This window comes from Candidatus Rokuibacteriota bacterium, from assembly GCA_030647435.1.
Taxonomy (GTDB): domain Bacteria; phylum Methylomirabilota; class Methylomirabilia; order Rokubacteriales; family CSP1-6; genus AR37.
Genome location: JAUSJX010000065.1, coordinates 79,833 through 106,674, shown reverse-complemented (window position 1 = coordinate 106,674; position 26,842 = coordinate 79,833). Strand labels below are relative to the sequence as shown.

Below are 26,842 nucleotides of genomic sequence, written 5' to 3'. Positions count from 1 at the left end.
GCGCCGGGCGGGAGAGAGGCGAAGACGGCCACGTTGGAGACTCCGGCAAAGGCCTCGACCGCCATGGCCGGCAAGCTGTCCAGAAGTTCGGCTGGGTATCCGAGTCGCTCGGCCAGGACTCGTCCAACGGGGAAGGCGTGTTTTTCCTCGGGTCGTGCCGCGGCTGCGGAATAGGCCCGCTGGACGGCGCTTCGCAACCGCAGGCCCCGATCAGCCGGCATTCGGACCACAGGGCCACCCCCCTACCCATGGGAAACGGCGGCGCGCCCACTACCAAGCTATCGGACAGAACGATACATTGATCTCCTATGGATGGCAACTCCCTATAGGTTCGTTACTGGCAGCAACCGGCAGCTACCACCAACCCCGCCACCAGACGAAGAAACCGGTGATCACGAGCAGCGCCACGAGGTAGATCCACCAGCTCTCGTACCAGGTCGTGACCTCGAGCCTCTCCCGATCCTCTTCCCAGCGGAGACCCTCGCGCCAGCCCGGCTCGCCGCGAAAATACTGGTGAAAGGCCTGGCTCACCCGCGCGAGCGGCAGCGTCGTCTCGGCGCTCCGGTAGCGGTGCTCGAGTGAGCCGTCCTGGTAGACGAGCGTGAAGCCCGTCGCGGCGCTGCCGCTGGCCTGGAGATACGTCGCCTCCTCGCGCGCCAGCGTCGCGACGAGGTTGCGCTTCCCGTCGAGGCCGGCCAGCACCTTGCTGATCGTACTGCCGTCGGGCGCGTCGTCGGCGTAGTCGAGGGTGCTGAGCGTAAAGGACATCAGTACGAGCGGGGCAGGCCCAGCACGTGCTCGCTGAGATAGTTCAGCGCCATCTGCTGAGAGATGGGCGCGATCTTGTAGAGGCGGATCTCGCGCCACAGGCGCTCGACGTAGAACTCCTTGGCGTAGCCGTAGCCGCCGAAGGTCTGCAGCGCGGCGTCGCAGGCCTGGAAGCCCGCCTCGGCGGCAAGGAGCTTGGCCGCGTTGGCCTCGCGGCCGCAGGGCCGGCCCGAGTCGAAAAGCCACGCGGCCTTGAGGCACATCAGCTCGGCGGCGTCGAGCTGGGCCATCGCCAGGGCCAGTGGATGGGCGATCGCCTGGTTCTTGCCGATGGGCCGGTCGAAGACGATGCGCTCCTTGGCGTACTGGACGGCGCGCTCGAGGGCCGCTCGCCCGATACCGACGGCCTCGATGCCGACCACGATGCGCTCCGGATTGAGCGAGTCGATCAAGTGGTAGAAGCCGTCCCCCACGGTGCCTACGACATCCGCCTCGGGCACTTCCATGTTGTCGATGAAGATCTCGTTGGAGTCCACGGCCGCCCGCCCGAGCTTCTCGATCTCGCGCACCGTGATCGCCTTGCGATTGAACTCGGTGAAGAACAGCGTCATGCCCTTCAGCGGCTTGGCGGGGTCGCGGTCGCTCGTGCGCGTGAGAAGCAGGATGCGGTTGGCGTGCTGGGCGTTGGTGGTCCAGACCTTGCGGCCGTTGACGACCCAGCGATCGCCCTTCTTCTCGGCGCGCGTCTGGATGCGGGAGGTGTCGGTGCCCGAGTTCGGCTCGGTGACGCCGAAGGACATGATGGTCTCGCCCGTCACGATCTTCGGCAGCTCGCGCCGCTTCAACTCCTCCGTGCCGTAGCGCACGACCGGCTCGGGCGGAAAGCAGTAGAAGTGGATGGGCGAGGCGCCGGAGGTGCCGGCGCCCGACGCGCAGATCTCGTGGAGCATGATGGCGGCCTCGGTGACGCCGAGCCCGGCCCCGCCGTAGGCCTCGGGGATCATGAGCCCGAGCCAGCCGTTGTCCGCAAAAGCCTTGACGAACTCGTCCGGGTACTCGTGCTTCCTGTCCTTCTCGAGCCAGTAATTTAGCGAGAAGTTCCGCGCCAGCGCGGCGACCTCTTTGCGGATCAGCTCCTGCTGCTCGGTGAGCGCGAAGTCCATCGTGGCCTCCCTGTGCGTCTAAGGGCTGGCGGAAGGATAGCACGGACTTGCTCGCGCGAGAGCCTCGGGGGTATCCTCCAGGCGTGGAAACGACCCACGCCATCCAGGACTACCTGGGCGCCATCTACGATCTGGCCGGCAGCGACAAACCGGTGATCGGCGCGCGCCTCGCGCGGCACATGCGCCTCTCGGCGCCCTCCATCACCGAGGCGCTCCGGCGCATGCAGCGCGAGGGCTACGTCAAGGTGGCGGGCAAGAAGGAGATCCGCCTCACCACCAAGGGTCTCGACATCGCGCGCACGATGGCGCGTCGCCACCGCCTGCTCGAGCGCTGGCTGACCGACGTCCTCGGGCTCGACTGGTCGCGCGCCCACGACGAGGCGCACCGGCTCGAGCACGCGCTCTCCCCCGTCGTCGAGGAGCGCCTGGCCGTGATGCTCGGGATGCCCTCGACCTGCCCGCACGGCAACCCGATACCCGGTATGCCCCAGCCCGAGGCGCACAACCCGATCCCGCTCTCGCAGGCCACGAAGGGCCAGGCGCTCGTGGTGGAGCGCATCACGGAGGAGGCCGAGGCCGACCGCCAGCTGCTCAACTTCCTGTGGGAGAGCGGCGTCCGGCCCGGCAGCCGTCTGACCGTGTCCGAGGTGGCGCCCTACGCCGGCACCATCTCCGTGCTGCTCGACGGGCGGACCGTCACGATGGGGCTCGCCGCCTCGCACAAGATCTGGGTCTACGACCCGCAGCAGCTCACGCCCCCGCGCAAGCCCGTGCGCGCCCAGAAAGCGCGAAAGGTTGCCCCGTAGATGGCCGTCAAGGGGCTCTACGCCCTCCAGAACGGCTTCATGGGGTTCGAGAAGACCGGCCTCTTCTTCGGCGAGCGATCGGCCGACAAGGTGCGCATCCCCGTCACGTGCTATTTCGTCCGCACGGGGGACACGACGATCCTCTTCGACACGGGCGTCTCCCCCCGCGCCGTGCCGGGGCTCCTGCGCACCGATCCCATGGCGGGCTTCACGGAGGCCGACCTCCTCGTCCACCGCCTCGATTCGATCGGGATCGAGCCCAAGGACGTGGACCTGGTGGTGCTCTCGCACCTGCACTACGACCACGCCGGCGGCGCCTTCCTCTTCCAGAACTCGGAGCTGGCCGTCCAGCAGGACGAGTACTCGTACGCGAACTACCCCGCGGGCTTCTTCGCGGGCTTCTACTACAAGAAGAACTTCGACCTGCCCGGCTACCGCTGGCGGCTCCTCGACGGCGACGCGGAGATCGTCCCGGGCGTGACCGTGCTTCGGAGCGACGGCCACACGCCGGGGCACCAGTCGCTGCTGGTCGAGCTGCCGCAGACGGGCCCCGTGATACTCGCGGGCGACTGCTGCTACTGGCAGGAATCGATCGACAAGGAGATCCCGCCCGGCGTCGTGTGGGATCCGACGCGGGCCATGCACTCGATCAAGCGGCTCAAGACCGTCGCCCGGCTCATGGGCGGCCGAATTTTCCCGAGCCACGACCCCGTGTTCTGGGCGTCCGCCGTCAAGGCGCCCGACGCGTCCAGGGAACCACCCCTCCCCCTGCCCTCTCCCCTGAGGGGAGAGGGGTCCGAATCTTCCCTCTCCCCCACCGGGGGAGAGGGTAGGGTGAGGGGGCATCGTCCAAGGAGGAACACATGGGAGTCCTCGACGGCATCAAGATTCTGGAGCTCGCCCGCGTGCCGCCGGCCGAGCTGCCCGGCATGATGTTCGCGGACATGGGCGCCGACGTCCTCAAGATCGAGACACCGTCCGAGACGCAGGAGGACCCCGACTGGCAGCGGCGCTCGGCCTTCGTCTACGTCAACCGCAACAAGCGCTCGCTGGCGCTCAACATGAAGGCGCCCGAAGGGCAGGCGCTCTTCAAGAAGCTCGCGGCCGGGGCCGACGTGATCATCGAGGGATTCCGCCCCGGCGTGATGAAGCGGCTCGGCGCCGACTACGAGGCGATCCGCGCAATCAACCCGCGCATCGTCTACTGCTCCCTCTCGGGCTTCGGCCAGAACGGCCCCTACCGCGACTACCCGGCGCACGACATGAACTACCTCTCGCTGGCCGGCATCCTCGCGCTGATCGGCGAGCCCGACCGCAAGCCCGCGATCCCGCTCAACCTCGTCGCCGACTACGCGGGCGCGAGCATGCACGGCGCCCTCGGCGTCATGTACGCGCTCTTCGCCCGCGAGCGCACGGGCAAGGGCCAGCACGTGGACGTCTCCTACCTCGACACCTCGGTCGCGCTCCTGGCCGCCACGCCCAACATGCGCTTCTTCTTCAGCGACGGCCTGGCGCCCAAGCGCGGCGAGGGCTTCCTCGGCGGCTCGTATCCCTACTACGCGATCTACGAGACCAAGGACGCCAAGCTCCTCACCATCGGCTGCACCGAGCCCTGGCTGTGGGAGAACTTCTGCAAGGCGCTCGGCCGCCCCGACTTCGTGCGCTTCGCGCGCAAGCACGACCAGTTCGTCCGCGCGGCCAACGCGGAGGAGGTCAAGGCGCGCGACGAGATCGAGGCCATCATCCGCACCAGGAACCGCGACGAGTGGTACGAGCTCCTCGTCAAGGCCGACGTCTGCGTGGGCAAGGTCTACGACCCCGAGGAGATGGTCGCCGACCCGCAGGTGCAGGCCCGCGAGATGGTGGTCGAGGTCAAGCACCCGACCCTCGGCACCATCAAGGAGTTCGGCATCCCCATCAAGCTGTCGGCGACGCCCGGCACCGTGCGCACCGCGGCGCCGCACGCCGGCGAGCACACCGAGGCCGTCCTGCGCGAGCTGGGGCTCTCCGCCGCGGACATCAAGGCGCTGCGGGAGAAGAAGATCGTCGGCTGACCCCGACGAATCCTCGCGCGAGCCGGGTGGGGGCGGGGGCACCTCCCGTGGACCCGTATCTTCTGCGCGCTGCCGAAGCCGGAGACCTCAATCTCGTGGCTCCATCGAGACGTCGCCACGCGCCCGCGAGTCAGCGTGGTCCGCGGGAGGTGCCCCCGCCCCCACCCGGCGTCAGCCGCCAGCTAGCGCATGTTGCCGGTGTGGCCGAGGGAGTAGCGGCCGGGCTGGGGCCAGACCGTGAGGCCGTGGGGCTCCTTGCCAACGGCGATCTTCCGCACCTCGCCTGAGGTGGTATCGATCGCATAGACGACGTCGTCGTACCGGCCTGAGAGCCACAAGACCTTTCCGTCCGCGCTCACATTGCCCATGTCCGGGCTTCCCCCGCCGTGTATGGGCCACGTGGCCACGATGTCCCGGGTGGCGAAATCGACGACGGAGACGCTCCCCTTCCCGTTCGGCTTGCCGCGGATATGGTTCGAGCCGCGGTTGGTGACGTAGAGCTTCGTGCCGTCGCGGCTCGGGTACAGCCCATGCGTGCCGATACCGGTTTGGATGAAGCCGATCTCCTTGAAGCTCTCGCCATCTACCACAAAGACGCCGTCCGCCTTCATGTCGGCCACGTAGAAGGTCTTCCCGTCCGGAGAGACGCGGATGTCCTGCGGCATGCCGCCCCTCGAGAGCTTGAGATAGCCCAGGACCTTGCGCCCGACCAGGTCGATCTTCGCCAGGCTGCCCTGGAACTCGCAGGTAAAGATGACGAAGCGGCCGTCGATGGAGAAATCCGCGTGGTTGATCCCACCGCACTGCGGCACCGGAAGCGAGCTCTGCAGGGCCATGGTATGGGGATCGCGGAAGTCGAGCCGCTTGAGCGCCTCCGCGACCACGATGGCCGAGCGCCCGTCGGGCGAGAAGTACATGTTGTAGGGGTCGTCGACGGCGATAGACTTGCCCGGCTTGCCGGTCGCCGGATCGATCGGCGTCAGGCTCCCGTCGGTGCGCCCCTCGGCGTTGTTGGTGACCCAGAGCGTCTTGAGGTCATACGACGGCACGATGTGCTGCGGGTTGATGCCCACCCGGAACCGATCGACGACCTTGAGCGTCGCCGGATCGATCACGTAGACGTCATTGGATTTTAGATTCGGGACATAGACTCGCGGCAGCGCGTTCGCGACGGCGGGGCTCAGCTTGTCCGGCCGCGTCTCGCTGTAGAGGTTGCTGCGATCGACCACCGGGGGCATACCGGGGATCGTCTCGATGGGAGGGGTGCCCTGCTGAGCGCCGGCGGGGCAAGGCGAAAAACCTACCGTCACCGCGAGCCCGAGTGTGAGACCGGCACGCGCGACGGCAAGACGACGAGCACGATTCGCTACCTGCACCGAAGCCTCCCGGGAATGGGGTTTGCTGCGTCAGCGGCGGGCGATTGACTTTCTGATCGCCTCGGCCGTGCGGGTCACGATCATCTCGACGCCGAGCCGCCCCAGCTCGGCGCTGGCCCGGGTCGGGTCGCCCGACACGCCGCTCGCGCCCGGCGGCCAAGAATCGGGCCGCAGGCGCCCGGGCCGCACCACGCGCGGATCGACGGCGAGCATCAAGGAGGTATCGGTGAGCCCGGCGTGGAGCCCCAACTCCTCTTTCCGATAACCCCGCTCGCTGAGGAGACGCGGAAACTCCACGTCGGCTGCCAGGTAATACTCATCGATCGCGTGGACCCTGACGGGCGCCGCGGCCCACTCGCGATTCAGCCGGCCGGCGACCGTCTTCTGGTCCGCCTGGGTGCCTCCGTGGTCGCCCAGGAAGACGATGTCCCGGAACCCGTGGGCCTTGAAGCTCCGCGCCGCGTACTCGAGGACCTTCTGGAAGGTCTCGTCCGGAACAGTCACCGTGCCGGGAAACCGCATGTGTCCCGTGGCAGGGCTGAGCCGCCCCTCCGGCACGTACGAGATGACCGGCGCCACGAGCGTGCTGCCGAGCGCGCGCGCGACCTTCTCCGACAGAACCTTCACCCGCGCGTTGTGCTTGCCGAGCGTCATGTGGGGACCGTTCTGCTCCGTGCCGCCGACGGGCACGAGGATCGTCGTGCTCTTGGCCCCGATCAGGTCGCGGAGCTCCGTCCAGGTCAATTCCTCGAGGAGCACGGTGTCAGGCGCCTGGGCCCACACTCGACCCGCGCAGATCAGGATCAGGCACACGGCCGCCGCCAGCGCTCTCGATCTCATCGCCACAGCCTAGGTTCGCCCTCGCGTCAAGTCAAGCAGCGCCCGGCCCCCTCTGCTACGCTTGGCGTCCAAAGGAGACACGCATGCGTCTCACGGGCAAGGTGGCGATCGTCACGGGCGCGGGGACGGGCTTGGGCCGCGCCATCGCGATCATGTTCGCCCGAGAGGGCGCGAAGGTGACGCTCAACGGGCGGCGCGCCGAGCCGCTGGAGAAGGCGGCGGCCGAGATCGCGCAGGCCGGTGGCACGGCGCTCGCGTGCGCGGGCGACGTGACCAAGGCGGCCGACGTCAAGAGGATGGTCGAGGCGACGGTGAAAACGTTCGGAAGGCTCGACATCCTCGTCAACAACGTGGGCGGCATCCCCGAGCGCGGTCCGGTCCTGGCCCTGAGCGAAGAGGGCTTCAGGAAGACGCTCGAGGTCAACCTCACGAGCGCCTTCCTCTGCTCCAAGCAGGCGCTGCCCGAGCTCATCAAGACCAAGGGCAATATCGTCAACGTCGCCTCGCTGGCGGGCCTCCGCGGCGCGCCGAACAACACCGCGTACGGCGCGGCCAAGGGCGGCATGGTCATCCTGACCAAGGATATGGCCGTGGACTACGCGCCCCAGGGCGTGCGCATCAACGCCATCTGCCCCGCCTACGTCGAGACGGACCTCAACCGCGATCTCCTGGCGAACATGAAGAAGACGGGCGAGTACGAGGCGCTCGTGAGGATGCACCCGCTCGGCCGCCTGGGCGAGCCCGATGACGTCGCCTACGCAGCGGTTTATCTCGCCTCCGACGAGGCCAAGTGGATCACCGGCCTGCCGCTCTCCGTGGACGGAGGAATCAGCGCGATCCGGTAGCCTTGACTGGGCCCGGCCCGGCTGTTAGCGTGCCCGCGTGGCGACCTTCAGCGCTCCCCTCCTCGAGCGGACCTACTCCACGGCCGATGTGGTGGAGCAGCGCGCCCGCGTCCGGGCCAAGGTGGTGCCCAAGCGCAGCGAGCACGGGCTCGATATCGGCTGCGGCCCCGGCCTCCTGGCCTGCGAGCTGGCGCGCGACGTCGGCCCAACGGGCCGCATGGTCGGCATCGACCAGAGCTCCGATATGGTCTCGATGTCGGGCGAGCGCGCCCGCCGCTCGGCGCTGGCCGGGCGCACGGAGTTCGCCGTCGGCGACGCGGTGGAGCTCCACTTCCCCGCACAGAACTTCGACTTCCTGACGGCGGTCCAGGTCTACGAGTACGTCGCCGACCTGCCGCGGGCTCTCAGCGAGGCGTACCGCGTGCTGAGACCGGGCGGGCGTCTCATCGTGATGGACAGCGACTGGGACTCCTGCGTCTGGCAGGCGGATGACGGCGACCGGCACGCGCGCGTGCTGCGGGCGTGGGAGGCGCACTTCGTCCACCCGCACTTGCCCGCGCTGCTGCCGCGGCTCCTGGGCCAGGCCGGCTTCGCGTTCAAGAGCCTCTCCGTGGTGCCGATGGTCAACCTCCACCCGGACGACACGACCTACAGCGGCAGTCTGATCGACGTGGTCGCGCGCTTCGTGAGCCGCAAGTCGGGCATCTCCAAGGACATGGCGCAGGCCTGGGCGGACGACGTTCGAGGGCAGGATCTCCACGGGCGCTACTTCTTCAGCCTCTCGCGCTTCCTCTTCCTGGCCGAGCGGCCGATGACGGGAGGCTAGCCGGTGCGCATCGAAGTGGACCTGGTCCAGGAGGAGGACGGCCTCTTTCGCGCCACGGCCGTCGCCTACCCGAGTGTCACCGTCACCGGGCGCATCGAGAAGGAGGCGCTTGGCCTGCTCGTCCAGGCGATGGAAAAGCACTTGAAGGAGGAGGCCCGGAAGGCCGCTTCCGGCGCATGAGCGAGCCCGCGCGAGCGCTCTCCGACCTCCGCGTGGTGGACTGCTCGCGCCTCATCGCCGGCGGGGTGCTGGCCACGATCCTGGCCGACCTCGGCGCCGACGTCATCAAGGTCGAGAACCCCAAGGGCGGCGACCCGCTGCGCACTTGGTCCAAATCGCTCGGCGAGCTCTGGTGGAAAGTCTACGCGCGCGGCAAGCGCGCGATCACGCTCAACCTGACCACGCCCGAAGGCCAGGCCCTTCTCCGCCGCCTCGTCACAACCGCCGACGTCCTGATCGAGAACTACGTCCCCGGCACGTTCGAGAAGTGGGGCCTCGGCTGGGACGCGCTCTCGAAGGAGAACCCGCGCCTCGTCATGGTGCGCGTCTCCGGCTGGGGACAGGACGGCCCCTACCGCGACCGCCCGGGCTTCGGCACCATGGTCGAGGCCATGTCGGGCTTCGCCGCGACGACGGGCCCGGCGGAGTCGCCCACCCTGCCCTCCTTCCCCATGGCCGACATGGTCGCCGCGCAGGCGGGCGCCGTCGCGGTGCTCGCGGCGCTCCACCACCGCGACCGCGTCTCGGGACGCGGGCAGATGATCGACGTGCCGCTCTACGAGCCGCTGCTGGCCATCCTCGGTCCAAACGCGCTCGAGTACCGCGCGCATGGAATCGTCCGCGAGCGCATCGGCAACCGCTCCCACAACGCGAGCCCGCGCGGCACGTACAAGACGCAGGAAGGGAAATGGGTCGCGCTCTCGGCCTCGACTCCTGCCTCCGCAGAAGCGTTGTTCAAGGCACTGGGTCTCGAAGGCCTCCTCGCGGACCCGCGCTTCGCCACCAACGACGCGCGCATCGCCAACGGCGAGGCCGTCGACCATGCGATCGCCGAGGCCATCGGCAGGCGCTCGCGCGAAGAAATCGTCCGGCTCTTCGAGACTGAAGGGCTGACCGCGGCGCCCGTCTACGACATTGCCGACATCATGGAAGACCCGCACTTCAAGGCGCGGCGCACCTTCGTGGAGCTGCCGGATCCCGAGCTCGGCACGGTCACCATGAGCGCCCCCACGCCGCGCCTGTCCGAGACGCCGGGCTCCATCCGCTGGGCGGGCCCGGCGCTGGGCGCCCACAACCGCGAGGTCTTTGCTCACGAGCTGGGCCTCTCGGACGCCGAACTCGAGAAGCTGAAGGCCAACGGAATCATCTGACGTCGAGCCCGTAGGGCGAGCCGGAGTGCTAGCATGAGGCCCATGCGGCCGAAGGCGGGCCCCAATCCCTATCTCGACGCGACGGCGGGCCAGATGCTGGCCCGCGTCGCCGCCCGCTACCCCGACCGCGAGGCCATGGTCGCCGCCGCCCGGCGCATCACGTACAAGGAGCTGCTGCGCGAGAGCGAGCGCGTCGCGCGCGGGCTACTGGCGCTCGGTATCGCGAAGGACGACAAGGTCGCGCTGTGGCTGCCCAACCGCCCGGCGTGGCTCTTCGTCCAGCAGGCCTGCGCGATGATCGGCGCCGTCGCGGTCGCGCTCAACACGCGGTACAAGGCGCACGAGCTCGCGTACATCCTCGGCCAGTCGGATGCGACGACGCTGATCCTTGCCGATCACCTCGGGCGGGTAGATTTCCTCGAGACGCTGAACGAAGTGCTGCCGGGCCTGCGCGACGGCGAGCCGGGCGATCTCGCGGTGCGAGAATTCCCGACGCTCAAGCGCGTGATCGTGGACGCGGAGGATCCCTACCCCGGCTGTCTGCGCCTCAGCGACATCCTCGAGGCGGGCGACGAGCCCGAGTGGCAGGCCGCGCTCGAGCGGGCGCGCGCGAGCGTGACGCCGGACGACCCGTGGACCATCCTCTACACCTCGGGCACCACGTCGTTCCCGAAGGGCGCGCTGATCAGCCACCGGAACGCGGTGCCTCACGGCTGGTACTCGGGCGAGGCGCTCCGCGTCACGCCCACCGACCGCGTGCTCCACGCCCTGCCGATGACGGGCACCTGGGGCGGACTCTGCATACCGCTCTCGACCTTCTCCCATGGCGCCTGTCTGGTCGTGATGGAGAGCTTCGACGCGGCGGTGGCCCTCCACCTGATCGAGCGCGAGGGCATCACGATCTGGAACGCGGTGGACGCCATGGCCATCGCGGTCCTGGACCACCCGGACCTCGCCCGCCGCAAGCGCTCGACGCTCCGCACCGGCGGCTTCGGCATGACGGGCGGCGGGCGCGACGGCCTCTTCGAGGAGATCCTGCGCACGCTCGGAGTTCCTCAGGCCTACCAGCCCTACGGCATGACGGAGCTGAACGCGCTCTCCATGCTCCACGACCTCGACGAGAGCGACGCATCCCGCGCGCTGCCCGGCGTCTGGCCCGCCGACGGACTCGACGTGCGCGTCGTGGATCCCGAGACGGGCGAGGACATGCCCGTGGGGCGCGAGGGCGAGCTGTGGTTCCACGGCCGGCTCGTGACGCGCGGCTACTACAAGAAGCCCGAGGAGACGGCCAAGGCCTTCACTCCTGACGGCTGGTTCAAGTCAGGCGACCTCGCCGTGCGCGACGTCGAGGGCCGCACCATCTTCAAGGGCCGCCTGCGCGAGGTCCTGCGGATCAGCCACTTCATGGTGGCGCCGGCCGAGATCGAGGCCTTCATCATGACGCACCCGAAAGTGCTCCAGGCCTTTGTCATCGGCGTCCCCGACCCCAAGCTGAACGAGGCCGCCGTCGCCTACGTCATCCCGAAGCCCGGCGAGCGCCTCACCGAAACCGACATCATCACCCACTGCAAAGGCAAGATCGCCTCCTACGAAGGTCCCCCGCCACGTCCGCATCGTCGCCGACGTCCCCCGCACCCCAGGCCCCCACGGCGACAAAGTCCAAAAAACCAAGCTCCGCGATCTCTTCCTCGCCGAGCACAAGTAGGCCCCTCACCCTACCCTCTCCCCAGAGGGGCGAGGGAAGAGGGAATCGAGAAGCGAACGGGGAGGCGGGGGTGGGGCGTCGGGGATGCCCCCCGAACCCCCGTGCTGTTGGGGGTCGCAGTTCGAGCTGAGCGACCCAGTCGCGAGGCGAGGGCTGGGTGGATCGGCACCCCGAGGCCCCGCCCCCGCCGGCGCATCCCGGCTCCACCACGGTTGAAGCCCCCTCGCGCGTCGCGTATGCTTCGGGGGCACCGCAACCCAGCGCCGAGACAAGGAGACCCACCGTGAAGCTCGACATCGGCATGCTCACCCACGACCTCAAGACCCTCCCCGACTACGCCCGCAAGGTCGAAGCCATGGGCTACGACTGTCTCTGGTCGGCGGAGACCCAGCACGACCCCTTCCTGCCACTGGCCGTCGCCGCCACCGTCACGTCCACGATCAAGCTCGGCACCAACATCGCGACGGTCTTCTCGCGCAGCCCCATGATCACGGCCATGATCGCGTGGGATCTCCAGAAGGCCTCGGGCGGCCGCTTCATGCTCGGGCTCGGCAGCCAGGTCAAGGCGCACAACGAGCGGCGCTTCTCCGTCAAGTTCGAATCCCCCGGGCCCAAGATGGCCGAGGCCGTCCGCGCCATTCGCGCCATCTGGGATTGCTGGCAGACCGGCACGAAACTAAATTTCAAGGGCCAGTTCTACACCTTCGACGTGATGACGCCGTTCTTTAACCCGGGACCCATCGAGCACCCGAAGATCCCGATCATGATCGCCGCGGTCAACGCCTACATGTGCGGCGTGGCGGGCGAGTTCTGCGACGGCATGCACGTCCACCCGTTCAACAGTCCGAAGTATCTTCGGGAGGTTGTGCACCCCACGGTTGAAGCGGGCCTGAAGAAGTCCGGGCGCGCCCGGAAGGACTTCACCTACGCGACCGCCACCTTCGTCGTCGTGGGCGACACTTCGAGCGAACGGAACGAGCAGGCCCAGATGGTCAAGCAGCAGATCGCCTTCTACGCGTCTACGCGCACCTACCAGCCGGTCCTGGATGTCCACGGCTGGGGCGGCCTGACGGGTCAGCTTCACAAGAAGAGCGTCGAGGGGGACTGGAAGGGCATGGCCGAGCTCATCACCGACGAGATGCTCGACACCTACGCGGTGACGGCGACCTACGACAAGCTCCACGACAAGATCATGGAGCGCTACAAGGGACTGCTCGACCGCACGTCCCTCTACCAGCCCTACCAGCCCAACGTCGGCGACCCGCGGCTCCCCTCGCTGGTCAAGCAGTTCAATGGGTAACTCGCGACCCCTCACCCTACCCTCTCCCCGGAGGGGAGAGGGATTCTTGGGATTCCCTCGCCCCCGAAGGGGGAGAGGGTAGGGTGAGGGGGAGATGGACCCAAGGAGGAGCAGATGACAAGCAAGGTGCAGGTCGAGATCAAGGCGCCCGTCGCCACGATTACGCTGAACAAGCCCGAGCGGCTGAACGCGCTCGACATCGAAGTCTGGGAGGGCATACGCGACGCGGCCGAGGCAGTGGACGGGGCCGCGGGCGTGCGCGCCGTGATCCTCCAGGGCGCGGGCGGGGCCTTCTGCGCGGGGCTCGACGTCAAGGCGGGCTCGACGCTCGGCGCGGTCTACGAGGCGCCGCCGGCCGTGGCCATGCAGCAGATCCGCGCGCACATCGAGCACCTCCAGGAGTGCTTCACTCGCCTCGAGCGCGTCCGCGTGCCCGTGATCGCCGCCATAGAGCGCGTTTGCATGGGCGCGGGCATGGAACTGGCGCTCTGCTGCGACATCCGGATCGCCGCCGAGGGCACGCTGTTCTCGATCCCTGAAGTCCAGCTCGGCATCATCCCCGACATGGGCGGCACGCAGCGGCTGCCGCGCACGATCGGCGTCGGCATGGCGAAGGAGCTGATCTACTCCGCCCGGCGCTTCGACGCGGCCGAGGCGCTCAGGATCGGCTTCGTGAACCACGTCTACCCGGCCGGCGAAATCGGGACGCGGGCGGCGGAGCTGGCCGCGGAGATCGCGGCCAACGGGCCGCTCGCGGTGCAGGCGGCCAAGCAGTCCATCGACGGAACCTACTGGCGCGAGCGCGAGGCCTGGCTTCTCTGGGAAGCCGAGCGGGCCGTCGGCCCCCTGCTGTCCGAGGACCGCAAGGCGGGCATGCGGGCCGCGGCAGAGCGCAAGCGCGCCGATTTTCAAGGCAAGTAAGCCCCAACCGGAGGCCTTCATGGCTGATCTTTTCGACCTGGGTGACAAGCCGCCGCTTGGGGAAATCCCGGCACGGATGCACGCGTACCTCGTCCGGCAGAACCGCTTCGGCCAGCCGCGGGACGCGTGGAAGCGCGAGGTCATTCCCACGCCCACGATCGGGCCCGACGAGGTGCTGATCTACGTGATGGCCTCGGGCATCAACTTCAACAACGTCTGGGCCGCCCTCGGCCAGCCGCTCGACGTCATCGCCGAGCGGCAGAAGCTGGGCGAGCCCGAGGATTTCCACGCGGGCGGCAGCGACTGCTCGGGCATCGTGTGGGCCGTCGGCAAGGGCGTAAAGAGCGTCAAGGTCGGCGACGAGGTCATCGTCCACAGCGGCTGGTGGCGGCCCGACGACCCGTGGGTCCTTTCCGGCAAGGACCCGATGCTGGCCGAGAGCACGCGCATCTGGGGCTATCAGACCAACTACGGTAGCTACTGCCAGTTTGCGCGCGCCCAGGCGCATCAATGCGTCCCGAAGCCGAAACGCCTGTCCTGGGAAGCCGCGGGCTGCTTCCTCCTCTGCGCCTCGACCGCCTACCGGATGCTCATGGGCTGGGCGCCGCACACGGTGGAGCGCGGCGACGTGGTGCTGGTCTGGGGCGCGACGGGCGGGCTCGGCAGCATGGCACTCGAGATCACGCGGGCCCAGGGCGGGCGGGTCGTCGCCGTCGTCTCCGACGAGGCCAAGCGCAAGTTCTGCGCCGAGCACGGCGCCGCCGGCGTCATCAACCGAACGCAGTTCGATCACTGGGGACCCATGCCCGACACCAAGGACGCCAAGACCTACGGCACCTGGGCCAAGGGCGCCCGCGGCTTCGGCAAGGCCATCTGGGACGCGCTCGGGGAGAAGACGAGCCCGCGCATCGTCTTCGAGCACCCGGGCGAGGCGACGCTGCCGACCTCGGAATTCGTCTGCGCCACGGGCGGGATGATCGTGATCTGCGCCGGCACCACGGGCTACAACGTCACGCTCGACCTGCGCTACCACTGGATGCGGCAGAAGCGCTTCCAGGGCAGCCATCTCTCGAACGACCAGCAGGCCGCGGCCGTCACCAAGCTCGTCGCCGAGGGCAAGGTGGATCCGTGTCTCTCGCACACCTACGTCTTCGACGACATCGCCCTTTGCCACCAGCTCATGCTGGAGAACAAGCACCCGTACGGAAACATGGGCGTGCTGGTCAACGCGCCCAAGCCGGGGCTCGGCGCGTCGTAGACCTCCTAGGGCGCCCTCAGTACCAGCGCGGGTCGCCCGGCAGGACCGCGAGAGGCTTACCGTCCACCTGGAGGACGCGGGGCCTGATCGTCTGCACCTCGCGCTTGCCCAGGGACTCCACCACGCTCGAGGCTGGAGAGCCTCCTCCCGCCACGAGCTCCAGATTCTTTATGGTCGGGAAGCGCAGGCCGATCTCCTTTCGCTTGAGGGCAGCCGTGGCTTCGGCCGGGGTCAGCCATTTGAGGTCCACGATCTCGTGGCCATCCACGGCGGGCTCCTGCCCGGGCGGCATGAGGGCGGCGAAGAAGCGCGTATCGAAGCGGAGCGGCTGCTCCTCGGGCGTGATCCAGTGGGCGAAGTACGCCAGCCGGTCTGTTGCCAGCGTCAGCTGCTCGGCCCTCAGCATGTCAAAAAAGGCCGGGTTGGCGCCCTGGCACGCGGTCCGGTAGGCCTCGTAGCGGAGCTTGGCCTCCGACGCAATGCGGAGCAGGCGGCCGTCGGCCTCATAGGCCAGAAGCACCCCCACCTCCTCGAAGGCTTCGCGAATGGCTCCTACCCAGTATGAGAGAGCGTCTCGGGGCGCGAGCCCGCCGCCGAGCCGAGCCGCCGCCTGCCCGGCCGTGAGCCCACAGCAGAAGCCTTCGCCGTCGGGGGGCATGTCGTCGGCTTCGACCTTGCCTCCCGCGAAAACGTAGTCTCCGGCTGCAAACTTGCTCTTGGCATGGCGCTGGAGCAGCAGGGCCTCGACATCCGTGGGTGGCCGGTCTCGAAGGAGGACGAGGGTGGCGGCCGGGGACGGGATAACGGGCTGGGTCATGGGGCGAGTCAGTTGGATTGTCACACAGGAGGCCGGGGGCTGTCCAAGCGCATGCTAACCTTTGGGCATCCGCATGAAACCACTCGCTCTGCTAATGGTCGTGGCCCTGGGGCTCCTCCTAGGGGGCTGCGCTTCGAGCCCTCCGCCGGCTCGCCGGGACGCGCCCCCGATCCGCACCCGCTGCCTCAATGACCGGGGCGAGGGATCCACGCGGCCCTTTATCTTCCTGTTCTGCGCGGAGTCGCCCTGAGTCCCCGGCCCGGCCGGGGCCGAAAGAGGCTTGCCAGGGCCCCCGCTCCGGTGAGAGAATTACCAACTAATAGAGGGGGTTGGGCATGAACGAACGCAGGGCCGATCTCAGGCGATACCCCAGGGCCAAGGTAGCTTGGCCGGTAGTCCTCGAGGTCGGAGACCGCCACTTCAACATCCAGACCGTGAACCTGAGCCCCATGGGCACCAAGGTCGGGCTGGTGGAGGCCCCCCTCGAGATCGGTAGCCAGGCCAAGCTCCGCATCCGCCCCCCGAACGGTCGCACCCTCGACGTCAATGCCATCGTCTGGCGCTCGGACCGAGACGGCTCGGCCTTCTTCTTCATCAGCGTGGACGGGGACGACGACGTGTACTCCGAGACCGCTCCACGGCCTGTGCCGCTGCCGTCCTGACCGCTCGGCCCCCAGCAGCCACTCTTCCGCTTCACGCTACCTACCACCGTCACCAGCGAGGATCCCTCATGAGCGCGGAAGCCAGGATCAAGGAGCTCGGCCTCGCCCTGCCCCAGCCGGCCAAGGCCTTGGGTAACTACGTCCCGGGTGTGCGCGTCGGCAACCTCCTCTTCCTGTCGGGCCACGGGCCCATTCGGGTGGACGGCGTGCCGACGGTGCGCGGCAAGGTCGGGCGCGACCTCTCGCTCGAGGACGGCTACAAGGTCGCGCGGGAGGTGGGCATCAACCTGCTGGGCTCGGCCAGGACACTCCTGGGCAGCCTCGACAAGGTCAAACGGGTCGTCAAGGTGCTGGGCATGGTCAACTCCGCCGAGGGCTTCGGCGACCAGCCCAAGGTGATCAACGGCTTCTCGGACCTGATGGTCGAGGTATTCGGCGAGAACGGCCGCCACGCCCGCTCGGCGGTCGGCATGGCCGAGCTGCCCATGGGCATCCCCGTCGAGATCGAGATGATCCTCGAAGTCGAGTAGCGCGGCGACACCGGGCGCGGACACCGTACCCGCGTTTACTCGCGGGCGATGAGACGTGGCAGGACGCGGAACGCCTCGGCGATGCGGGGGCCGTACCAGGTGGCGAGCTTGCCGTCAACCAGGTGGACGCGGCGGTCTCGCACCGCGGGGATGTCGGGATACGCGTCGAAATCCGCGAGGTGGACCTGGCGGAACCGGTACGGCTCGTCGGGCAGCAGGATAATCTCCGGCGCCGTGCGGGCGACATCCTCCAGCGTCACCTCCGGGTAGCGCGTCGCTGACTGGCCGAAGACGTTGTCGCCTCCGCACAGCGCGAGCATGTCGTGGGCGTACGTGTCGCGGTTGATGGTCATCCAGGGCCCGCGCCAGATCGGGTAGAACACGCGGCGTGCGGGCTTTCCCGCGCAGGCGCTGCGCACGTCATCCAGCGCGGCCTCGAGGTCCGCGGCCATCTCTCCCCCCCGCTCCGGCAGCCCCACCACCGCGCCGAGATCGCTCACGAGCCGAATGCCCGCGGCGACGGTCCGGGGATACGTGACGTAGACCGGGATGCCCCAACCGCGCAGGGTCTCGACGTGCTCGCGGACGTTCTCTTCGACGTTGGCGACCACCAGGTCGGCGCCCAGCTCGCGGATCACGTCCAGCTTCGGGTTCTTCTGGCCGCCCACGCGCGTCTTGGTCGCGACACCCTCCGGAGGCTCGGTGCAGTACACCGTGCAGCCCGCCACCGAGGGGCCGGCGCCGAGGGCGAAGAGAATTTCCGTGACGCTCGGAATGAGGGAGACGATGCGTCGGGGCGACGCCGGCAGGACAACGGCAGCTCCCGTTGCGTCGTGGAACTCCATCACGCGCTAGGATACCATGTGGGCGGGACGACCATGGAGCGCACCGCCGATCTCCTCTACCGCCTGCTCTACGGCGGCCTGCTCTCGCGGCTTCCGGAGCGGATCGCCGTGCCGCTCGGCCAGTGGGCGCTGCGACTCGTCCCGCTCGACATGCTGCCGGTGTTCCGCAACGAGGATCCTCGCCTTGCGATCACGCTGGGCGGCGTGAGGCTGCCGAACCCGCTGATCTTGTCCTCCATGTACTACGACACGACCATTCTCAGACGGGCGATGGGGCTCGGGTTCGGCGCCGTCACCGCCAAGAGCATCACACCGAAGCCGCGCCCGGGGCATCCGCAGCCGAACCTCGTGCGCGTCACCACGCCGGAGGGGCCCGGGCTCGTCAACTGCAACGGCTTTCACAATCCCGGCCTCGAGGCCTATCGCATCGCGCTGGCGTCACTTCCCCACCGCGTCCCGCTCATCGTCGCCGCGGCTGGCGAGTCGGCGGAGGACTACGTCGCAGTGGTCGAGGGCTTGGCACCCTTCGGCGATCTCGTCGAGATCAACATCTCCTCGCCCAATACCAAGCTCGTGTACGGTTGGTCCGAGCGGCCCCAGGAGCTGGCGAAAGTATTTCGCGCGGTCCGAAAGGCGACGGACAAGCCGGTCATCGTCAAAGTGTCGCCGGATTTTCGCCAGATCAATGAAGAGACGACGATCCCCTCCGCACGTGACGCGGGCATCACCATCGTCAACTGCGGCAATGCGCACCGCGTGGAGGAGCCGCGCCTCTCGCAGAAGGCCGGAGGACTCTCGGGGCCCGCGCTCTTCACACACACGCTCGAAAACGTGCGACGCCTGCGTGAGAAATTCGGCGACGGCATCGAGATCATCGCCACCGGCGGCATCGACGCGCCCGACAAGGCCCTCCAGACGCTCCAGGCCGGCGCGACGGCGTGCGGCTACTTCACCGGATTCATCACGCGCGGCCCGCTCCTGGCGCGAAGAATCCTCAATGCGCTTGTCAAGGCCCTTCGGTAACCCACACCTTATCCACTTATCCACAGACATCCACACCATGAAAAAATGCACGGTCCGATGCGGTTCTGCGGTCACGTATCGAATATATGACGCTCCGACCGTCCACCGCTTCGATAGGTGGAAAGACACACAGCATTCACGCGTGTCCCACGCTCGAAGAGCGAGAAAACCCGCATCTGGCGCGGCGAAACGAAGCCTTGACATGGTTTGTGCGCGTACCTAAGGTGGACATCTGCGCGGCATTTACGAGGTAGAAAACAGGACGTGAACACGCAGCTGAGGGGACGGTGAGTATGGAGGCCAGCCGGAAGCCACTGGCGAAGGTCGAAGGCAGGAAGCGGATGCGGCTCAGCGGGCTGACAGTGGTGTGGAGGGGGACGCCGAGCCTGGATGACTGGGTCGCCTACATCGCCAACGGTACGAAGTCGAAGAAGCTGATCCTGGCCGATCACACCTCGGAGCGGAAGGTAAAGGGTCTCCTGACGCGCATCCAGGGCCTCTCCAAGAAGGAAGTCGAAAAGCTGGCCAAGGGCTAGGAGACCTCCGTGCCGGCCGGCGCGACGGACTCTCTCACCGTGAATGGCGACGAGATGAGCGGCGCCATTGCGGGCATGAGCGGCGCGAAGGTCACACTCCGGCGGCAGAAGTAACCTCGGCCGCCGCGCGCCTCAGCCGCGCGGGAAGAGGCTAGTCCAAGGTCAGCGGCTTGACGGTGGCCACGGTCGAGGGATCCTCGGCCCAGATGGCCGGATCACCGTCCACGAAGAGCTCGACGGTATTGCCATCGGGATCCTCGCAGTAAATCGATTGGCTCACCCGATGGTCCCGTGTGCCCCGAATCGGCACGTGGTGGGCGTCGAGTTGGGCTTTCGCCTCGCGCAGCAGGTCCAGGGAGTCTCCGATCTTGAGGGCGACGTGGGCCAGCCCCACCGCGTGGTCAGGTGGCGAGGGGGCATCGGCACCCACGGCCATGACCGCCAGGTCATGGTGGTTGCTGCCCGCCGAGAAGAAAACCATCCGCCCCGGAAAGCGCGCGACCTCCTTGAGCCCCAGCACGCCCTCGTAAAAAGCCTTCGAGCGCTCGAGGTCCCTCACCTTCAGCACCACGTGCCCGACTCCCTGGATTTTCATAGCGCTCCCCGTTGGGCCAGGCTGATGAACCGCTCCCGACCGATAATAACGTGGTCGTGGATGCGCAGGTCGAGGAGCTTTGAACACTCCACCAGCTGGCGGGTGAGTCTCAGGTCCTCGCGGCTCGGCGTGGGGTCTCCGCTCGGGTGGTTGTGGAGCAGGATGATGGAGGCTGCGGATTCGAGGATGGCAGGCTTGAAGACCTCCCGCGGGTGGACGAGGCTGGCCGACAGGGTCCCCTCGGAGACGACCACGTCCTTGAGCAGGCCGTTCTGGGCGTCGAGGAGGGCCAGCCTGAAGACCTCCTTCTTGAGGTCTTCCATCAGCGGCCCGTAGCGCGCGAAGACCTGCTCGGGGCTGGACAGCACCGGGCGCGCGTGGCCGTTGCGCGATCGAAGCCGCCGCGTGATCTCGAAGGCGGCCGCCAGCCGGACAGCCTTGGCCCGCCCCACACCTCGCACGCCTGCCACCTCGGCCACTTCGCGCCCCGCCAGCTCCTGGAGCGTGCCGAACTGCGTCAGGAGCCCGTGCCCCACGTCGAGGGCGCTCATCCCCCGGATGCCCGTGCCGAGCTGTATCGCCAGGAGCTCGGCGTCGGACAAGGCCGCCGCGCCTTTGTGATACAAGCGCTCCCTGGGCCGCTCCTCGGCCGGCCACTCCGAGATCCGAAGCTCACGCGCCATGCCGTTCTCGTAGCATGGAGCTCGTCGCGGGAACAATGTCCACTCTCTCAGACGCCCGCCAGGACCTCCGCGGGCCCGACGAGCTCGATCTGGCGGGGCTCGTCGCCCAATCCCGCGATCGTCACGGTGACGGTACGGGGCGGCAGGAGAGGCAAGAGCTTGTCGGCCCACTCGACGACCGTGACGCCCTCCCCGTGGAGCATCTCCTCGAGGCCCAAGTCCACGAGCTCGGTCAGGCTTCCGGTGCGGTACGCGTCAACGTGATAGAGCGTCAGCCTGCCCCGGTACTGGTTGACCAGGACGAAGGTCGGGCTCGTGACATCCGTCATGACGCCCAGGCCGCGCGCGAGGCCCTGGAGGAAGCAGGTCTTCCCCGCCCCGAGCGGGCCGATGCAGCCTACGACGTCGCCCCTGCCGAGCCTCCGCCCAAGCCGGGCACCAAGGGCCTGCGTCTCCTGGGCGCTTCGTGAGACGACCTTCATCGGACGGCCGGGTTGAGCGCCCCCGGAATCGCCTCGATGATGTCGGACGCGATGAGGCCTTCCTCGCCGCGATCGGCTGCGGCAAGGTCCCCAGCCAGCCCGTGGAGGACGCAACCGGCCTGGAGCGCGGCGAGCGGGTCGAAGCGGCGCGCGAGGAAGGCGCCGATCATGCCCGTCAGCACGTCGCCGCTGCCGCCCGTGGCCATGCCGGGATTGCCCGTGTGGTTGATGAAGACGCGCCCGTCGGGGCCACCGAGCACACTGCGCGCCCCCTTGAGCACGAGATGGACGCGGTGGCGGGCGCAGAATTCCCGCACGGTCTCGATCCGATCGGCCTGGACCTCGGCGATCGAGGTCCCGAGCATCCGCGCCATCTCGCCCGGATGCGGCGTGAGGACGCGAGGCGCCGGCGCCTCGTCGAGCAGATCGAGATGGCCCGCCAAAGCCGACAGCGCGTCCGCGTCGACTACCATGGGCCGGTCGAGCTCGGCGACGAGCGCGCGCGCGAGGGCCTGGCTCTCGGGGTCCAGGGAGAGCCCGGGCCCAAGCGCCACGGCGTCGCGCTGGGACGCGAGCTCGAGGACCCGGTCCTTGGCCCTGAACGAGATGGACTGGGCCGCGGTCTCCGGCAGCGCCTCGGTCATGACCTCCATGCTGAAGCCGGCGACGATAGGCTGCTGGGACACCGCGGTCGCCACGGTGCAGAGGCCGACACCGCTCCTGAGCGCCGCGCGGCCCGCCAGCGCCGCGGCGCCGCTCTTGCCGATCGATCCCGCTACGACCAGGAGGTGGCCGTACGTGCCTTTGTGGGCATCGGGCTTTCGCTTGGGGAAGAATCCGCTCACCGAGGTCGGGTCGAGCAGGAAGGTGGTGATGCCGCGCCCGACCTCCGCCTCGGGGATGCCGATGGGGACGACGACCACGCGGCCGGCATGCTCGGCGGCGGGATAGAGGAGGAGGGAGCGCTTGTAGCCCGCGAAGGTCGCCGTAAGCGCGGCACGCACCGCGGGACCGCGGAGAGCGCTGCCGTCCGAGCCCAGCCCCGAGGGCAGGTCGAGCGCGACCACGACACATCCTGCCCGTGCCGCCGACTCGTTCAGCCGTCCGATGACGTGAGCGACAAGCCCGCGGGCCGGCGCGGTGAGCCCGGTGCCGAGGAGCGCATCCACGGTGAGGTCGGTTCCGTCGAGGGCGCTCGGGATCGTCGCGGCCTCCGCTTCGGTGCGGATCTCCTCGACGCGCCCTCGCCATTGGGCGAGCGCGTGGGCCGCGTCCCCCTTCACCTCCGCGCGCGAGCCGAGCAGAAAGACACGGACCTTCGCCCCCTTGGCCTTCAGGTGCCGGGCGACCACGAAGCCGTCGCCGCCATTGTTGCCCTTGCCGCAGAGGACGAGGACCCGCTTCCCCCTGAGCGGCGCCCACTCGCGGGCGATCAGCGCCGCGGCGCCGCGGCCGGCATTCTCCATGAGCCGGGGGCCGGAGATGCCGAGCGTCCCGATCGCGCGGGCGTCCAGGGCGCGCATCTCGGTGGCCGTGAAGACCGGCCACATCGCTACTTGCCTCGCGTGGAGGCCGGGAGATCGGCCCACTGAGTCAGGAAGTCCCCGAGCACGGCCGTGTAGGCGTCCCGGTAGGTCGTGCGCGCCGACTTCGGCAGCTCGATGTGCAGAGACCTCTCCGAGCGGCCGAGGAGGCCGCCCGATTTGGAGGCCGATGCGCTGTAGCGCAGTGTATCCACGGGCTCGACGAAGATCTCGAGCTTCGGCGCTTCGGGCTGGCTGCGCAGATGGGCGTCCCGCACGAGCTCGAGGAGGGTCTTGAGCCGCCAGGCCTCCTCCATGGTGAGGCCGACCGTGGCGATCTCGACGCGCCCCGCCGTATCCTGGTGACCGTTGCCGTGGATCTCGACGTAGAAGCGCAGCGGCCCCTGGGCAGCCTCGGCGACCGAGCGGCCGTAGCTGTCGTAGACGCGCCGGGCGGCCTCGGTCTCCCCTTCCGAGCGCGGCGGATCGCCCGCCACGCTCTCAGTCGGGCGGTTGACGTTGTAGCGGCGCCCCTGGGCGTCGAGCGAGCCCTCGCCCGTGGCGACCACGGCGCCGAAGCCGGTGCTGCGCGCGAGCTCGAGGCCGATCAGGTCGGTGGCGGTGTCGGTGGTGCCGTGAGGGGCCCCGATGACGTAGCCCGGGCGGCCCTTCTGGACGTTGAAGCTGCCCTGCCCCGGCAGGGTCGGGCGCGGCGTATCGCCGACGGACACGGGCTGTTTCCCTCCGATGAGCCCCGCGCAGCCGGACAGGCAGAGCGCGAGGCCGAGTACGACGCTAGGTGCTGTGGCCCGCCCCGGCATCCGGCAGGTCTCCCACGAGCATGGCTTGGGCCATGGCGTAGTCACCGTCGTGGGTAAGCGAGAGCAGCACGCGCGAGGCGCCCTTGGCGCGCGCGATGGCCTCCGAGCGCCCCGTCAGCACCATGGTCGGCGCCTGGCCGCGCTCGCGGCGGACCTCCAGCTCGCGCCAGTTGACACCCATGCGCAGGCCGGTGCCGAGCGCCTTGAGCGTCGCCTCCTTCGCCGCAAACCGCGCTGCCAGGTGGGGAATGGGGTCGCGGCGCCTGCGACAGTAGGCGATCTCCGCCTCGGTGAAGACGCGCCGAAGGAAGCGATCGCTCCAGCGCTCGACGACGCGGCGGAAGCGCGGGATCTGCGCCAGGTCGACACCGATCCCCTTGACGTCCGTCATGCTCCGACCGCCTTTTTGATGATGGTCGACAGCTCCGAGGCGATGCTCTCGATGCGCGCCCTGTCCTCGCCCTCGATCATGACGCGAGCCAGGTTTTCCGTGCCCGAGTAGCGGAGAAGGATGCGCCCCGCCGCGCCCAGCTCGCGCTCGCGGGCCGCGTGGCGATCGGCGAGGCCCGGGATGGATTCGAGCGGAGGCTTCTCGCGCACCCGGACATTGACCAGCACCTGCGGAAACTTGGTCATGCAGGATGCCAGCGCCGAGAGCGGCTGCCCCGTCTCGCGCATCACGGCCAGGAGCTGGAGCGCCGAGACGATGCCATCGCCCGTGGGCGTGTGGTCGAGGAACAGGAGGTGCCCGGACTGCTCGCCTCCCAGGTTGGCGCCGGTCTTGACCATCTCCTCGAGGACGTAGCGGTCGCCCACCTGCGTCTTCACCGTCCGGATGCCCGCCTCGGCCAGCGCCTTGTCGAGACCCAAGTTGGCCATGACCGTGGTCACCACGGTGCCGGTCTTGAGCCGGCCACTCGCCGCCAGGTGCCGGCCGCAGATGGCGAGGGCGTAGTCGCCGTCGCGGATCTCCCCCGTCTCGTCCACGGCGATCAGCCTGTCGCCGTCGCCGTCGAACGCCAGCCCCAGGTCCGCGCCCGCGGCCCGCACTCGGCGCTGGAGCCGCTCGGGGTGCAGCGCACCCGACTTTCGGTTGATGTTGAGGCCGTCGGGCTTCGCGGCCAGGACAGAGACCTTGGCGCCGAGGGCGCGGAAGAGCCGCGGGGCGACGCGGCTGGTGGCGCCGTGGGCACAATCGAGAGCCAGCGTGACGTTGGCCAGGTCGAAGGGGAAGGTCTGGCGCGCGTGAGCAATGTACTCGGCCTCGGCCCGATCGTAGCGGACCAGGCGTCCGACCGAGGCGCCCGTGGGCTTTGGGGCGACGTCCGGGCCGCCCAGGCGCGCCTCGATCTCATCCTCCCAGCTGTCGGGAAACTTGGCGCCCTCGGAAGAGAAGATCTTGATGCCGTTGTCCTGGAAGGCGTTGTGGGACGCCGAGAGCACCACGCCGCCGTGGGCCTCGAGGCTTCGCGTGAGATACGCGATGCCGGGCGTCGGCAGCACGCTCACCTCGAAGACATCCGCCCCCGCCGACAGCGCCCCCGAGACGAGCGCTCCCTCGAGCATGGGCCCAGACAGCCGCGTGTCTCGCCCCACGACGAGGCGGACCTTCGCCACACCGTGATGCTCGAGAAGCGTCGCCACGAGCTGGCGCCCGAGGCGGAAGGCCAGCTCTGTCGTCAGCGGCTCCTCGTTGGCGACGCCGCGGATGCCGTCGGTGCCGAAGAGGCGGCCCATCAGCGCCTGCGGGCCAGCGCCACGCGCACGACGGCAGGATTCACGCGCAGCACGCTCACACCGGGGGGCACGACGATCTGCTCAGCTCCCAGGCTGACCACGAGGTCACCGGGGCCGGCGCCGGCCAGGCTCACCCTCACCCGGAGGGACTCGGGCGACACCCGAGAGAGCACGGATCTCAACCCGTGCAGCTGCACCTCGACGCTCTCGGACCTCTCGCCAGTCACGACGAGCCCCGGCGGCACCGAGTCGAGCTCGAGCGGCAGGGAGACGACGAGATTGGTCTTCTCGGAGGTCATGACGAAGACCCAGAGCCCCGCGGAGAAGGCCAGGGCCAGGAGCTTGAGCTCCCAGTGGCGCGTCAGGATCGCCATTGTCCGGTCCTGGGGGGGAGCGGCGCCGTTTGTTCGTCTTTGCTCGCCTCGGAACTGGCGGGGCCCAGCCCACCGAAGTTCCTCGGCTCGCCCATCGGCCCAGACCCCCCCACCGCATTGATCATGTGGTTTTCTGCGTGGCGAGCTCCGTGCACGGTCATTTGCGGAGCCATCCGCGGGCCGGCTCCCACCAGGGCTGGTCGGCCGGCAGCGGAGGGGCGTCGAGGGAGAAGAACGCGGCCAGGCGCCGGCGGAGGGCATCGGAGTCCAGAGGGCTCTCCATGCGGCCCTCGACCGCCAGCGAGATCCGGCCGCTCTCCTCAGAGACCACCAGCACGACGGCGTCGGTCTCCTCGCTGAGCCCGAGCGCCGCGCGGTGCCGCGTGCCCATCGCGCGCCCGAGCTGCGCGTTGCGGGAGAGCGGCAGGAAGCCGCCCGCCGCGGCGATGCGCCCGCCGCGGATGAAGACGGCGCCGTCGTGCAGCGGCGAGTACGGAAGGAAGAGGCTCTCGAGCAGATCGGCCGAAACGAGCGCGTCGAGCGGCACGCCGAGCTCGACGTAGTTGCGCAGCCCCGTCGCCCGCTCCAGGACCACGAGGCCGCCGATGCGCTTGCCGGCCAGGGACTGGGCGGCCTTGACCACCTCGTCGAGCAGGTGGCTCTGCTGCTCCCGTCCCGCTCGCGTCACCACGCGGAAGAACGGGTTCTGGCCGACCTGCGCCAGCGCGCGGCGCAGCTCGGGCTGGAAGAGCACGATGAGGGCGAGCACCCAGAAGGACCAGAAGTTGTCGAGGATCCAGCTGGTGCCGTACAGCTCGAACCGGTGGGCGAGGAACGAGGCGGCCATGAGGGCGGCGAGCCCGAGCAGCATCTGGACGGCCCGCGTCTCCTTGAACATGACGAAGACACGGTAAAGGACGAGCGCGACCAGGAAGATGTCGATCGCGTCCCGCACCCGGAAGGCCTGCAGCGCCGGCCACAT

At 68.8% G+C, this 26,842-nt stretch carries 31 protein-coding genes; 15 read left to right on the top strand and 16 right to left on the bottom strand.

Annotated elements, in window-relative coordinates:
• The 3 genes from Q7W02_12290 to Q7W02_12280 form a co-directional block, all read right to left on the bottom strand.
• Positions 1-221 (bottom strand): methyltransferase type 11 (locus Q7W02_12290; protein ID MDO8476946.1); only part of this gene is annotated, 221 nt, incomplete at its 3' end.
• Between the two features lie 133 nt (positions 222-354).
• Positions 355-768: a hypothetical protein gene (locus tag Q7W02_12285; GenBank protein ID MDO8476945.1), complete on the bottom strand. Its 414-nt coding sequence runs from the start codon at positions 766-768 to the stop codon at positions 355-357.
• Positions 768-1,931 carry an acyl-CoA dehydrogenase family protein gene (locus Q7W02_12280; GenBank protein MDO8476944.1) on the bottom strand — a complete coding sequence of 388 codons (1,164 nt, stop codon included), beginning with the start codon at positions 1,929-1,931 and terminating at the stop codon, positions 768-770. Before Q7W02_12280 ends, Q7W02_12285 begins: the two co-directional genes overlap by 1 nt.
• 83 nt (positions 1,932-2,014) lie before the next feature.
• Here Q7W02_12280 and Q7W02_12275 point away from each other — a divergent pair, with 83 nt between their 5' ends.
• The 3 genes from Q7W02_12275 to Q7W02_12265 are packed head-to-tail and all read left to right on the top strand — an operon-like array spanning position 2,015 to position 4,791.
• The gene (locus Q7W02_12275; protein ID MDO8476943.1) at positions 2,015-2,737 is read left to right on the top strand and encodes a metal-dependent transcriptional regulator; all 723 of its coding nucleotides are present in this window, start codon (positions 2,015-2,017) and stop codon (positions 2,735-2,737) included.
• Positions 2,738-3,670 carry an N-acyl homoserine lactonase family protein gene (locus Q7W02_12270; GenBank protein ID MDO8476942.1) on the top strand — a complete coding sequence of 311 codons (933 nt, stop codon included), beginning with the start codon at positions 2,738-2,740 and terminating at the stop codon, positions 3,668-3,670. It begins immediately after the preceding gene.
• Positions 3,601-4,791, top strand: coding sequence for a CaiB/BaiF CoA-transferase family protein (locus tag Q7W02_12265; GenBank protein MDO8476941.1), 1,191 nt, complete (start codon positions 3,601-3,603; stop codon positions 4,789-4,791). The genes Q7W02_12270 and Q7W02_12265 overlap by 70 nt, the downstream gene beginning before the upstream one ends.
• Positions 4,792-4,973: 182 nt before the next feature.
• Here Q7W02_12265 and Q7W02_12260 read toward each other — a convergent pair whose 3' ends face one another.
• A complete protein-coding gene (locus tag Q7W02_12260; protein MDO8476940.1) occupies positions 4,974-6,029 on the bottom strand; it encodes a YncE family protein in 1,056 nt (351 codons plus the stop codon).
• A gap of 168 nt (positions 6,030-6,197) precedes the next feature.
• Positions 6,198-7,007, bottom strand: coding sequence for a creatininase family protein (locus Q7W02_12255; GenBank protein ID MDO8476939.1), 810 nt, complete (start codon positions 7,005-7,007; stop codon positions 6,198-6,200).
• 83 nt (positions 7,008-7,090) lie between these two features.
• Between Q7W02_12255 and Q7W02_12250 the strand changes: the two genes are divergently transcribed.
• From Q7W02_12250 to ccrA, 8 genes are all read left to right on the top strand, one after another.
• Entirely contained in the window at positions 7,091-7,852 is a 762-nt protein-coding gene (locus tag Q7W02_12250) for an SDR family oxidoreductase (protein ID MDO8476938.1), read from the top strand.
• 37 nt (positions 7,853-7,889) lie between these two features.
• Positions 7,890-8,678, top strand: a complete 789-nt coding sequence (locus Q7W02_12245) for a methyltransferase domain-containing protein (protein ID MDO8476937.1) — start codon at positions 7,890-7,892, stop codon at positions 8,676-8,678.
• A gap of 3 nt (positions 8,679-8,681) precedes the next feature.
• Positions 8,682-8,858: a hypothetical protein gene (locus Q7W02_12240; protein ID MDO8476936.1), complete on the top strand. Its 177-nt coding sequence runs from the start codon at positions 8,682-8,684 to the stop codon at positions 8,856-8,858.
• Positions 8,855-10,048, top strand: a complete 1,194-nt coding sequence (locus tag Q7W02_12235; protein ID MDO8476935.1) for a CoA transferase — start codon at positions 8,855-8,857, stop codon at positions 10,046-10,048. The genes Q7W02_12240 and Q7W02_12235 overlap by 4 nt, the downstream gene beginning before the upstream one ends.
• Before the next feature lie 42 nt (positions 10,049-10,090).
• A complete protein-coding gene (locus Q7W02_12230) occupies positions 10,091-12,040 on the top strand; it encodes an AMP-binding protein (GenBank protein ID MDO8476934.1) in 1,950 nt (649 codons plus the stop codon).
• Complete coding sequence (locus Q7W02_12225; GenBank protein MDO8476933.1) at positions 12,037-13,053, top strand: TIGR03617 family F420-dependent LLM class oxidoreductase; 1,017 nt, start codon at positions 12,037-12,039, stop codon at positions 13,051-13,053. Before Q7W02_12230 ends, Q7W02_12225 begins: the two co-directional genes overlap by 4 nt.
• 114 nt (positions 13,054-13,167) lie before the next feature.
• Complete coding sequence (locus Q7W02_12220; GenBank protein MDO8476932.1) at positions 13,168-13,974, top strand: enoyl-CoA hydratase/isomerase family protein; 807 nt, start codon at positions 13,168-13,170, stop codon at positions 13,972-13,974.
• Positions 13,975-13,993: 19 nt separating this feature from the next.
• Positions 13,994-15,232, top strand: coding sequence for a crotonyl-CoA carboxylase/reductase (gene ccrA, locus Q7W02_12215; GenBank protein ID MDO8476931.1), 1,239 nt, complete (start codon positions 13,994-13,996; stop codon positions 15,230-15,232).
• A gap of 16 nt (positions 15,233-15,248) precedes the next feature.
• On the opposite strand, the gene Q7W02_12210 is transcribed toward ccrA, so the two are convergent.
• Positions 15,249-16,049, bottom strand: coding sequence for an NUDIX domain-containing protein (locus tag Q7W02_12210; protein ID MDO8476930.1), 801 nt, complete (start codon positions 16,047-16,049; stop codon positions 15,249-15,251).
• Positions 16,050-16,384: 335 nt separating this feature from the next.
• Between Q7W02_12210 and Q7W02_12205 the strand changes: the two genes are divergently transcribed.
• Positions 16,385-16,711 (top strand): PilZ domain-containing protein, encoded by a 327-nt coding sequence (locus Q7W02_12205; GenBank protein MDO8476929.1) that lies wholly within the window; start codon positions 16,385-16,387, stop codon positions 16,709-16,711.
• Positions 16,712-16,779: 68 nt separating this feature from the next.
• Entirely contained in the window at positions 16,780-17,241 is a 462-nt protein-coding gene (locus tag Q7W02_12200) for a RidA family protein (protein ID MDO8476928.1), read from the top strand.
• 35 nt (positions 17,242-17,276) lie between these two features.
• Here Q7W02_12200 and Q7W02_12195 read toward each other — a convergent pair whose 3' ends face one another.
• Positions 17,277-18,086, bottom strand: coding sequence for a cobalamin-binding protein (locus tag Q7W02_12195; GenBank protein MDO8476927.1), 810 nt, complete (start codon positions 18,084-18,086; stop codon positions 17,277-17,279).
• Positions 18,087-18,104: 18 nt separating this feature from the next.
• Between Q7W02_12195 and Q7W02_12190 the strand changes: the two genes are divergently transcribed.
• Positions 18,105-19,109 (top strand): hypothetical protein, encoded by a 1,005-nt coding sequence (locus Q7W02_12190; protein MDO8476926.1) that lies wholly within the window; start codon positions 18,105-18,107, stop codon positions 19,107-19,109.
• A 293-nt stretch (positions 19,110-19,402) separates the two neighbouring features.
• Positions 19,403-19,645 (top strand): hypothetical protein, encoded by a 243-nt coding sequence (locus Q7W02_12185; GenBank protein MDO8476925.1) that lies wholly within the window; start codon positions 19,403-19,405, stop codon positions 19,643-19,645.
• 151 nt (positions 19,646-19,796) lie between these two features.
• Here the strand turns inward: Q7W02_12185 and Q7W02_12180 are convergent, their stop codons facing one another.
• The 9 genes from Q7W02_12180 to cdaA all read right to left on the bottom strand — a co-directional run bounded on the left by Q7W02_12180 (position 19,797) and on the right by cdaA (position 26,842).
• The gene (locus tag Q7W02_12180; protein ID MDO8476924.1) at positions 19,797-20,240 is read right to left on the bottom strand and encodes a VOC family protein; all 444 of its coding nucleotides are present in this window, start codon (positions 20,238-20,240) and stop codon (positions 19,797-19,799) included.
• On the bottom strand, positions 20,237-20,923 hold the full coding sequence (gene radC / locus Q7W02_12175) for a DNA repair protein RadC (GenBank protein ID MDO8476923.1): 687 nt from the start codon (positions 20,921-20,923) through the stop codon (positions 20,237-20,239). Before radC ends, Q7W02_12180 begins: the two co-directional genes overlap by 4 nt.
• A gap of 47 nt (positions 20,924-20,970) precedes the next feature.
• Complete coding sequence (gene tsaE, locus Q7W02_12170) at positions 20,971-21,405, bottom strand: tRNA (adenosine(37)-N6)-threonylcarbamoyltransferase complex ATPase subunit type 1 TsaE (protein ID MDO8476922.1); 435 nt, start codon at positions 21,403-21,405, stop codon at positions 20,971-20,973.
• The gene (locus Q7W02_12165) at positions 21,402-22,955 is read right to left on the bottom strand and encodes an NAD(P)H-hydrate dehydratase (protein MDO8476921.1); all 1,554 of its coding nucleotides are present in this window, start codon (positions 22,953-22,955) and stop codon (positions 21,402-21,404) included. The genes tsaE and Q7W02_12165 overlap by 4 nt, the downstream gene beginning before the upstream one ends.
• Before the next feature lie 2 nt (positions 22,956-22,957).
• Positions 22,958-23,749, bottom strand: coding sequence for a hypothetical protein (locus Q7W02_12160; GenBank protein MDO8476920.1), 792 nt, complete (start codon positions 23,747-23,749; stop codon positions 22,958-22,960).
• Entirely contained in the window at positions 23,724-24,140 is a 417-nt protein-coding gene (gene acpS / locus Q7W02_12155) for a holo-ACP synthase (GenBank protein MDO8476919.1), read from the bottom strand. The genes Q7W02_12160 and acpS overlap by 26 nt, the downstream gene beginning before the upstream one ends.
• Positions 24,137-25,486 carry a phosphoglucosamine mutase gene (gene glmM / locus Q7W02_12150; protein ID MDO8476918.1) on the bottom strand — a complete coding sequence of 450 codons (1,350 nt, stop codon included), beginning with the start codon at positions 25,484-25,486 and terminating at the stop codon, positions 24,137-24,139. Before glmM ends, acpS begins: the two co-directional genes overlap by 4 nt.
• On the bottom strand, positions 25,486-25,860 hold the full coding sequence (locus tag Q7W02_12145; protein ID MDO8476917.1) for a CdaR family protein: 375 nt from the start codon (positions 25,858-25,860) through the stop codon (positions 25,486-25,488). The genes glmM and Q7W02_12145 overlap by 1 nt, the downstream gene beginning before the upstream one ends.
• Positions 25,861-26,017: 157 nt before the next feature.
• Positions 26,018-26,842, bottom strand: coding sequence for a diadenylate cyclase CdaA (gene cdaA / locus Q7W02_12140; GenBank protein ID MDO8476916.1), 825 nt, complete (start codon positions 26,840-26,842; stop codon positions 26,018-26,020).

Bases quoted from the DNA above. Each gene is read 5' to 3' on its own strand.
- Q7W02_12285 (MDO8476945.1), bottom strand. From the start codon at position 768: ATGTCCTTTACGCTCAGCACCCTCGACTACGCCGACGACGCGCCCGAC.
- Q7W02_12280 (MDO8476944.1), bottom strand. From the start codon at position 1,931: ATGGACTTCGCGCTCACCGAGCAGCAGGAGCTGATCCGCAAAGAGGTC.
- Q7W02_12270 (MDO8476942.1), top strand. From the start codon at position 2,738: ATGGCCGTCAAGGGGCTCTACGCCCTCCAGAACGGCTTCATGGGGTTC.
- Q7W02_12265 (MDO8476941.1), top strand. From the start codon at position 3,601: ATGGGAGTCCTCGACGGCATCAAGATTCTGGAGCTCGCCCGCGTGCCG.
- Q7W02_12260 (MDO8476940.1), bottom strand. From the start codon at position 6,029: ATGCCCCCGGTGGTCGATCGCAGCAACCTCTACAGCGAGACGCGGCCG.
- Q7W02_12255 (MDO8476939.1), bottom strand. From the start codon at position 7,007: ATGAGATCGAGAGCGCTGGCGGCGGCCGTGTGCCTGATCCTGATCTGC.
- Q7W02_12250 (MDO8476938.1), top strand. From the start codon at position 7,091: ATGCGTCTCACGGGCAAGGTGGCGATCGTCACGGGCGCGGGGACGGGC.
- Q7W02_12235 (MDO8476935.1), top strand. From the start codon at position 8,855: ATGAGCGAGCCCGCGCGAGCGCTCTCCGACCTCCGCGTGGTGGACTGC.
- Q7W02_12230 (MDO8476934.1), top strand. From the start codon at position 10,091: ATGCGGCCGAAGGCGGGCCCCAATCCCTATCTCGACGCGACGGCGGGC.
- Q7W02_12220 (MDO8476932.1), top strand. From the start codon at position 13,168: ATGACAAGCAAGGTGCAGGTCGAGATCAAGGCGCCCGTCGCCACGATT.
- ccrA (MDO8476931.1), top strand. From the start codon at position 13,994: ATGGCTGATCTTTTCGACCTGGGTGACAAGCCGCCGCTTGGGGAAATC.
- Q7W02_12210 (MDO8476930.1), bottom strand. From the start codon at position 16,049: ATGACCCAGCCCGTTATCCCGTCCCCGGCCGCCACCCTCGTCCTCCTT.
- Q7W02_12205 (MDO8476929.1), top strand. From the start codon at position 16,385: ATGAACGAACGCAGGGCCGATCTCAGGCGATACCCCAGGGCCAAGGTA.
- Q7W02_12200 (MDO8476928.1), top strand. From the start codon at position 16,780: ATGAGCGCGGAAGCCAGGATCAAGGAGCTCGGCCTCGCCCTGCCCCAG.
- Q7W02_12195 (MDO8476927.1), bottom strand. From the start codon at position 18,086: ATGGAGTTCCACGACGCAACGGGAGCTGCCGTTGTCCTGCCGGCGTCG.
- Q7W02_12185 (MDO8476925.1), top strand. From the start codon at position 19,403: ATGGAGGCCAGCCGGAAGCCACTGGCGAAGGTCGAAGGCAGGAAGCGG.
- Q7W02_12180 (MDO8476924.1), bottom strand. From the start codon at position 20,240: ATGAAAATCCAGGGAGTCGGGCACGTGGTGCTGAAGGTGAGGGACCTC.
- radC (MDO8476923.1), bottom strand. From the start codon at position 20,923: ATGGCGCGTGAGCTTCGGATCTCGGAGTGGCCGGCCGAGGAGCGGCCC.
- tsaE (MDO8476922.1), bottom strand. From the start codon at position 21,405: ATGAAGGTCGTCTCACGAAGCGCCCAGGAGACGCAGGCCCTTGGTGCC.
- Q7W02_12165 (MDO8476921.1), bottom strand. From the start codon at position 22,955: ATGTGGCCGGTCTTCACGGCCACCGAGATGCGCGCCCTGGACGCCCGC.
- Q7W02_12160 (MDO8476920.1), bottom strand. From the start codon at position 23,749: ATGCCGGGGCGGGCCACAGCACCTAGCGTCGTACTCGGCCTCGCGCTC.
- acpS (MDO8476919.1), bottom strand. From the start codon at position 24,140: ATGACGGACGTCAAGGGGATCGGTGTCGACCTGGCGCAGATCCCGCGC.
- glmM (MDO8476918.1), bottom strand. From the start codon at position 25,486: ATGGGCCGCCTCTTCGGCACCGACGGCATCCGCGGCGTCGCCAACGAG.
- Q7W02_12145 (MDO8476917.1), bottom strand. From the start codon at position 25,860: ATGGCGATCCTGACGCGCCACTGGGAGCTCAAGCTCCTGGCCCTGGCC.
- cdaA (MDO8476916.1), bottom strand. From the start codon at position 26,842: ATGTGGCCGGCGCTGCAGGCCTTCCGGGTGCGGGACGCGATCGACATC.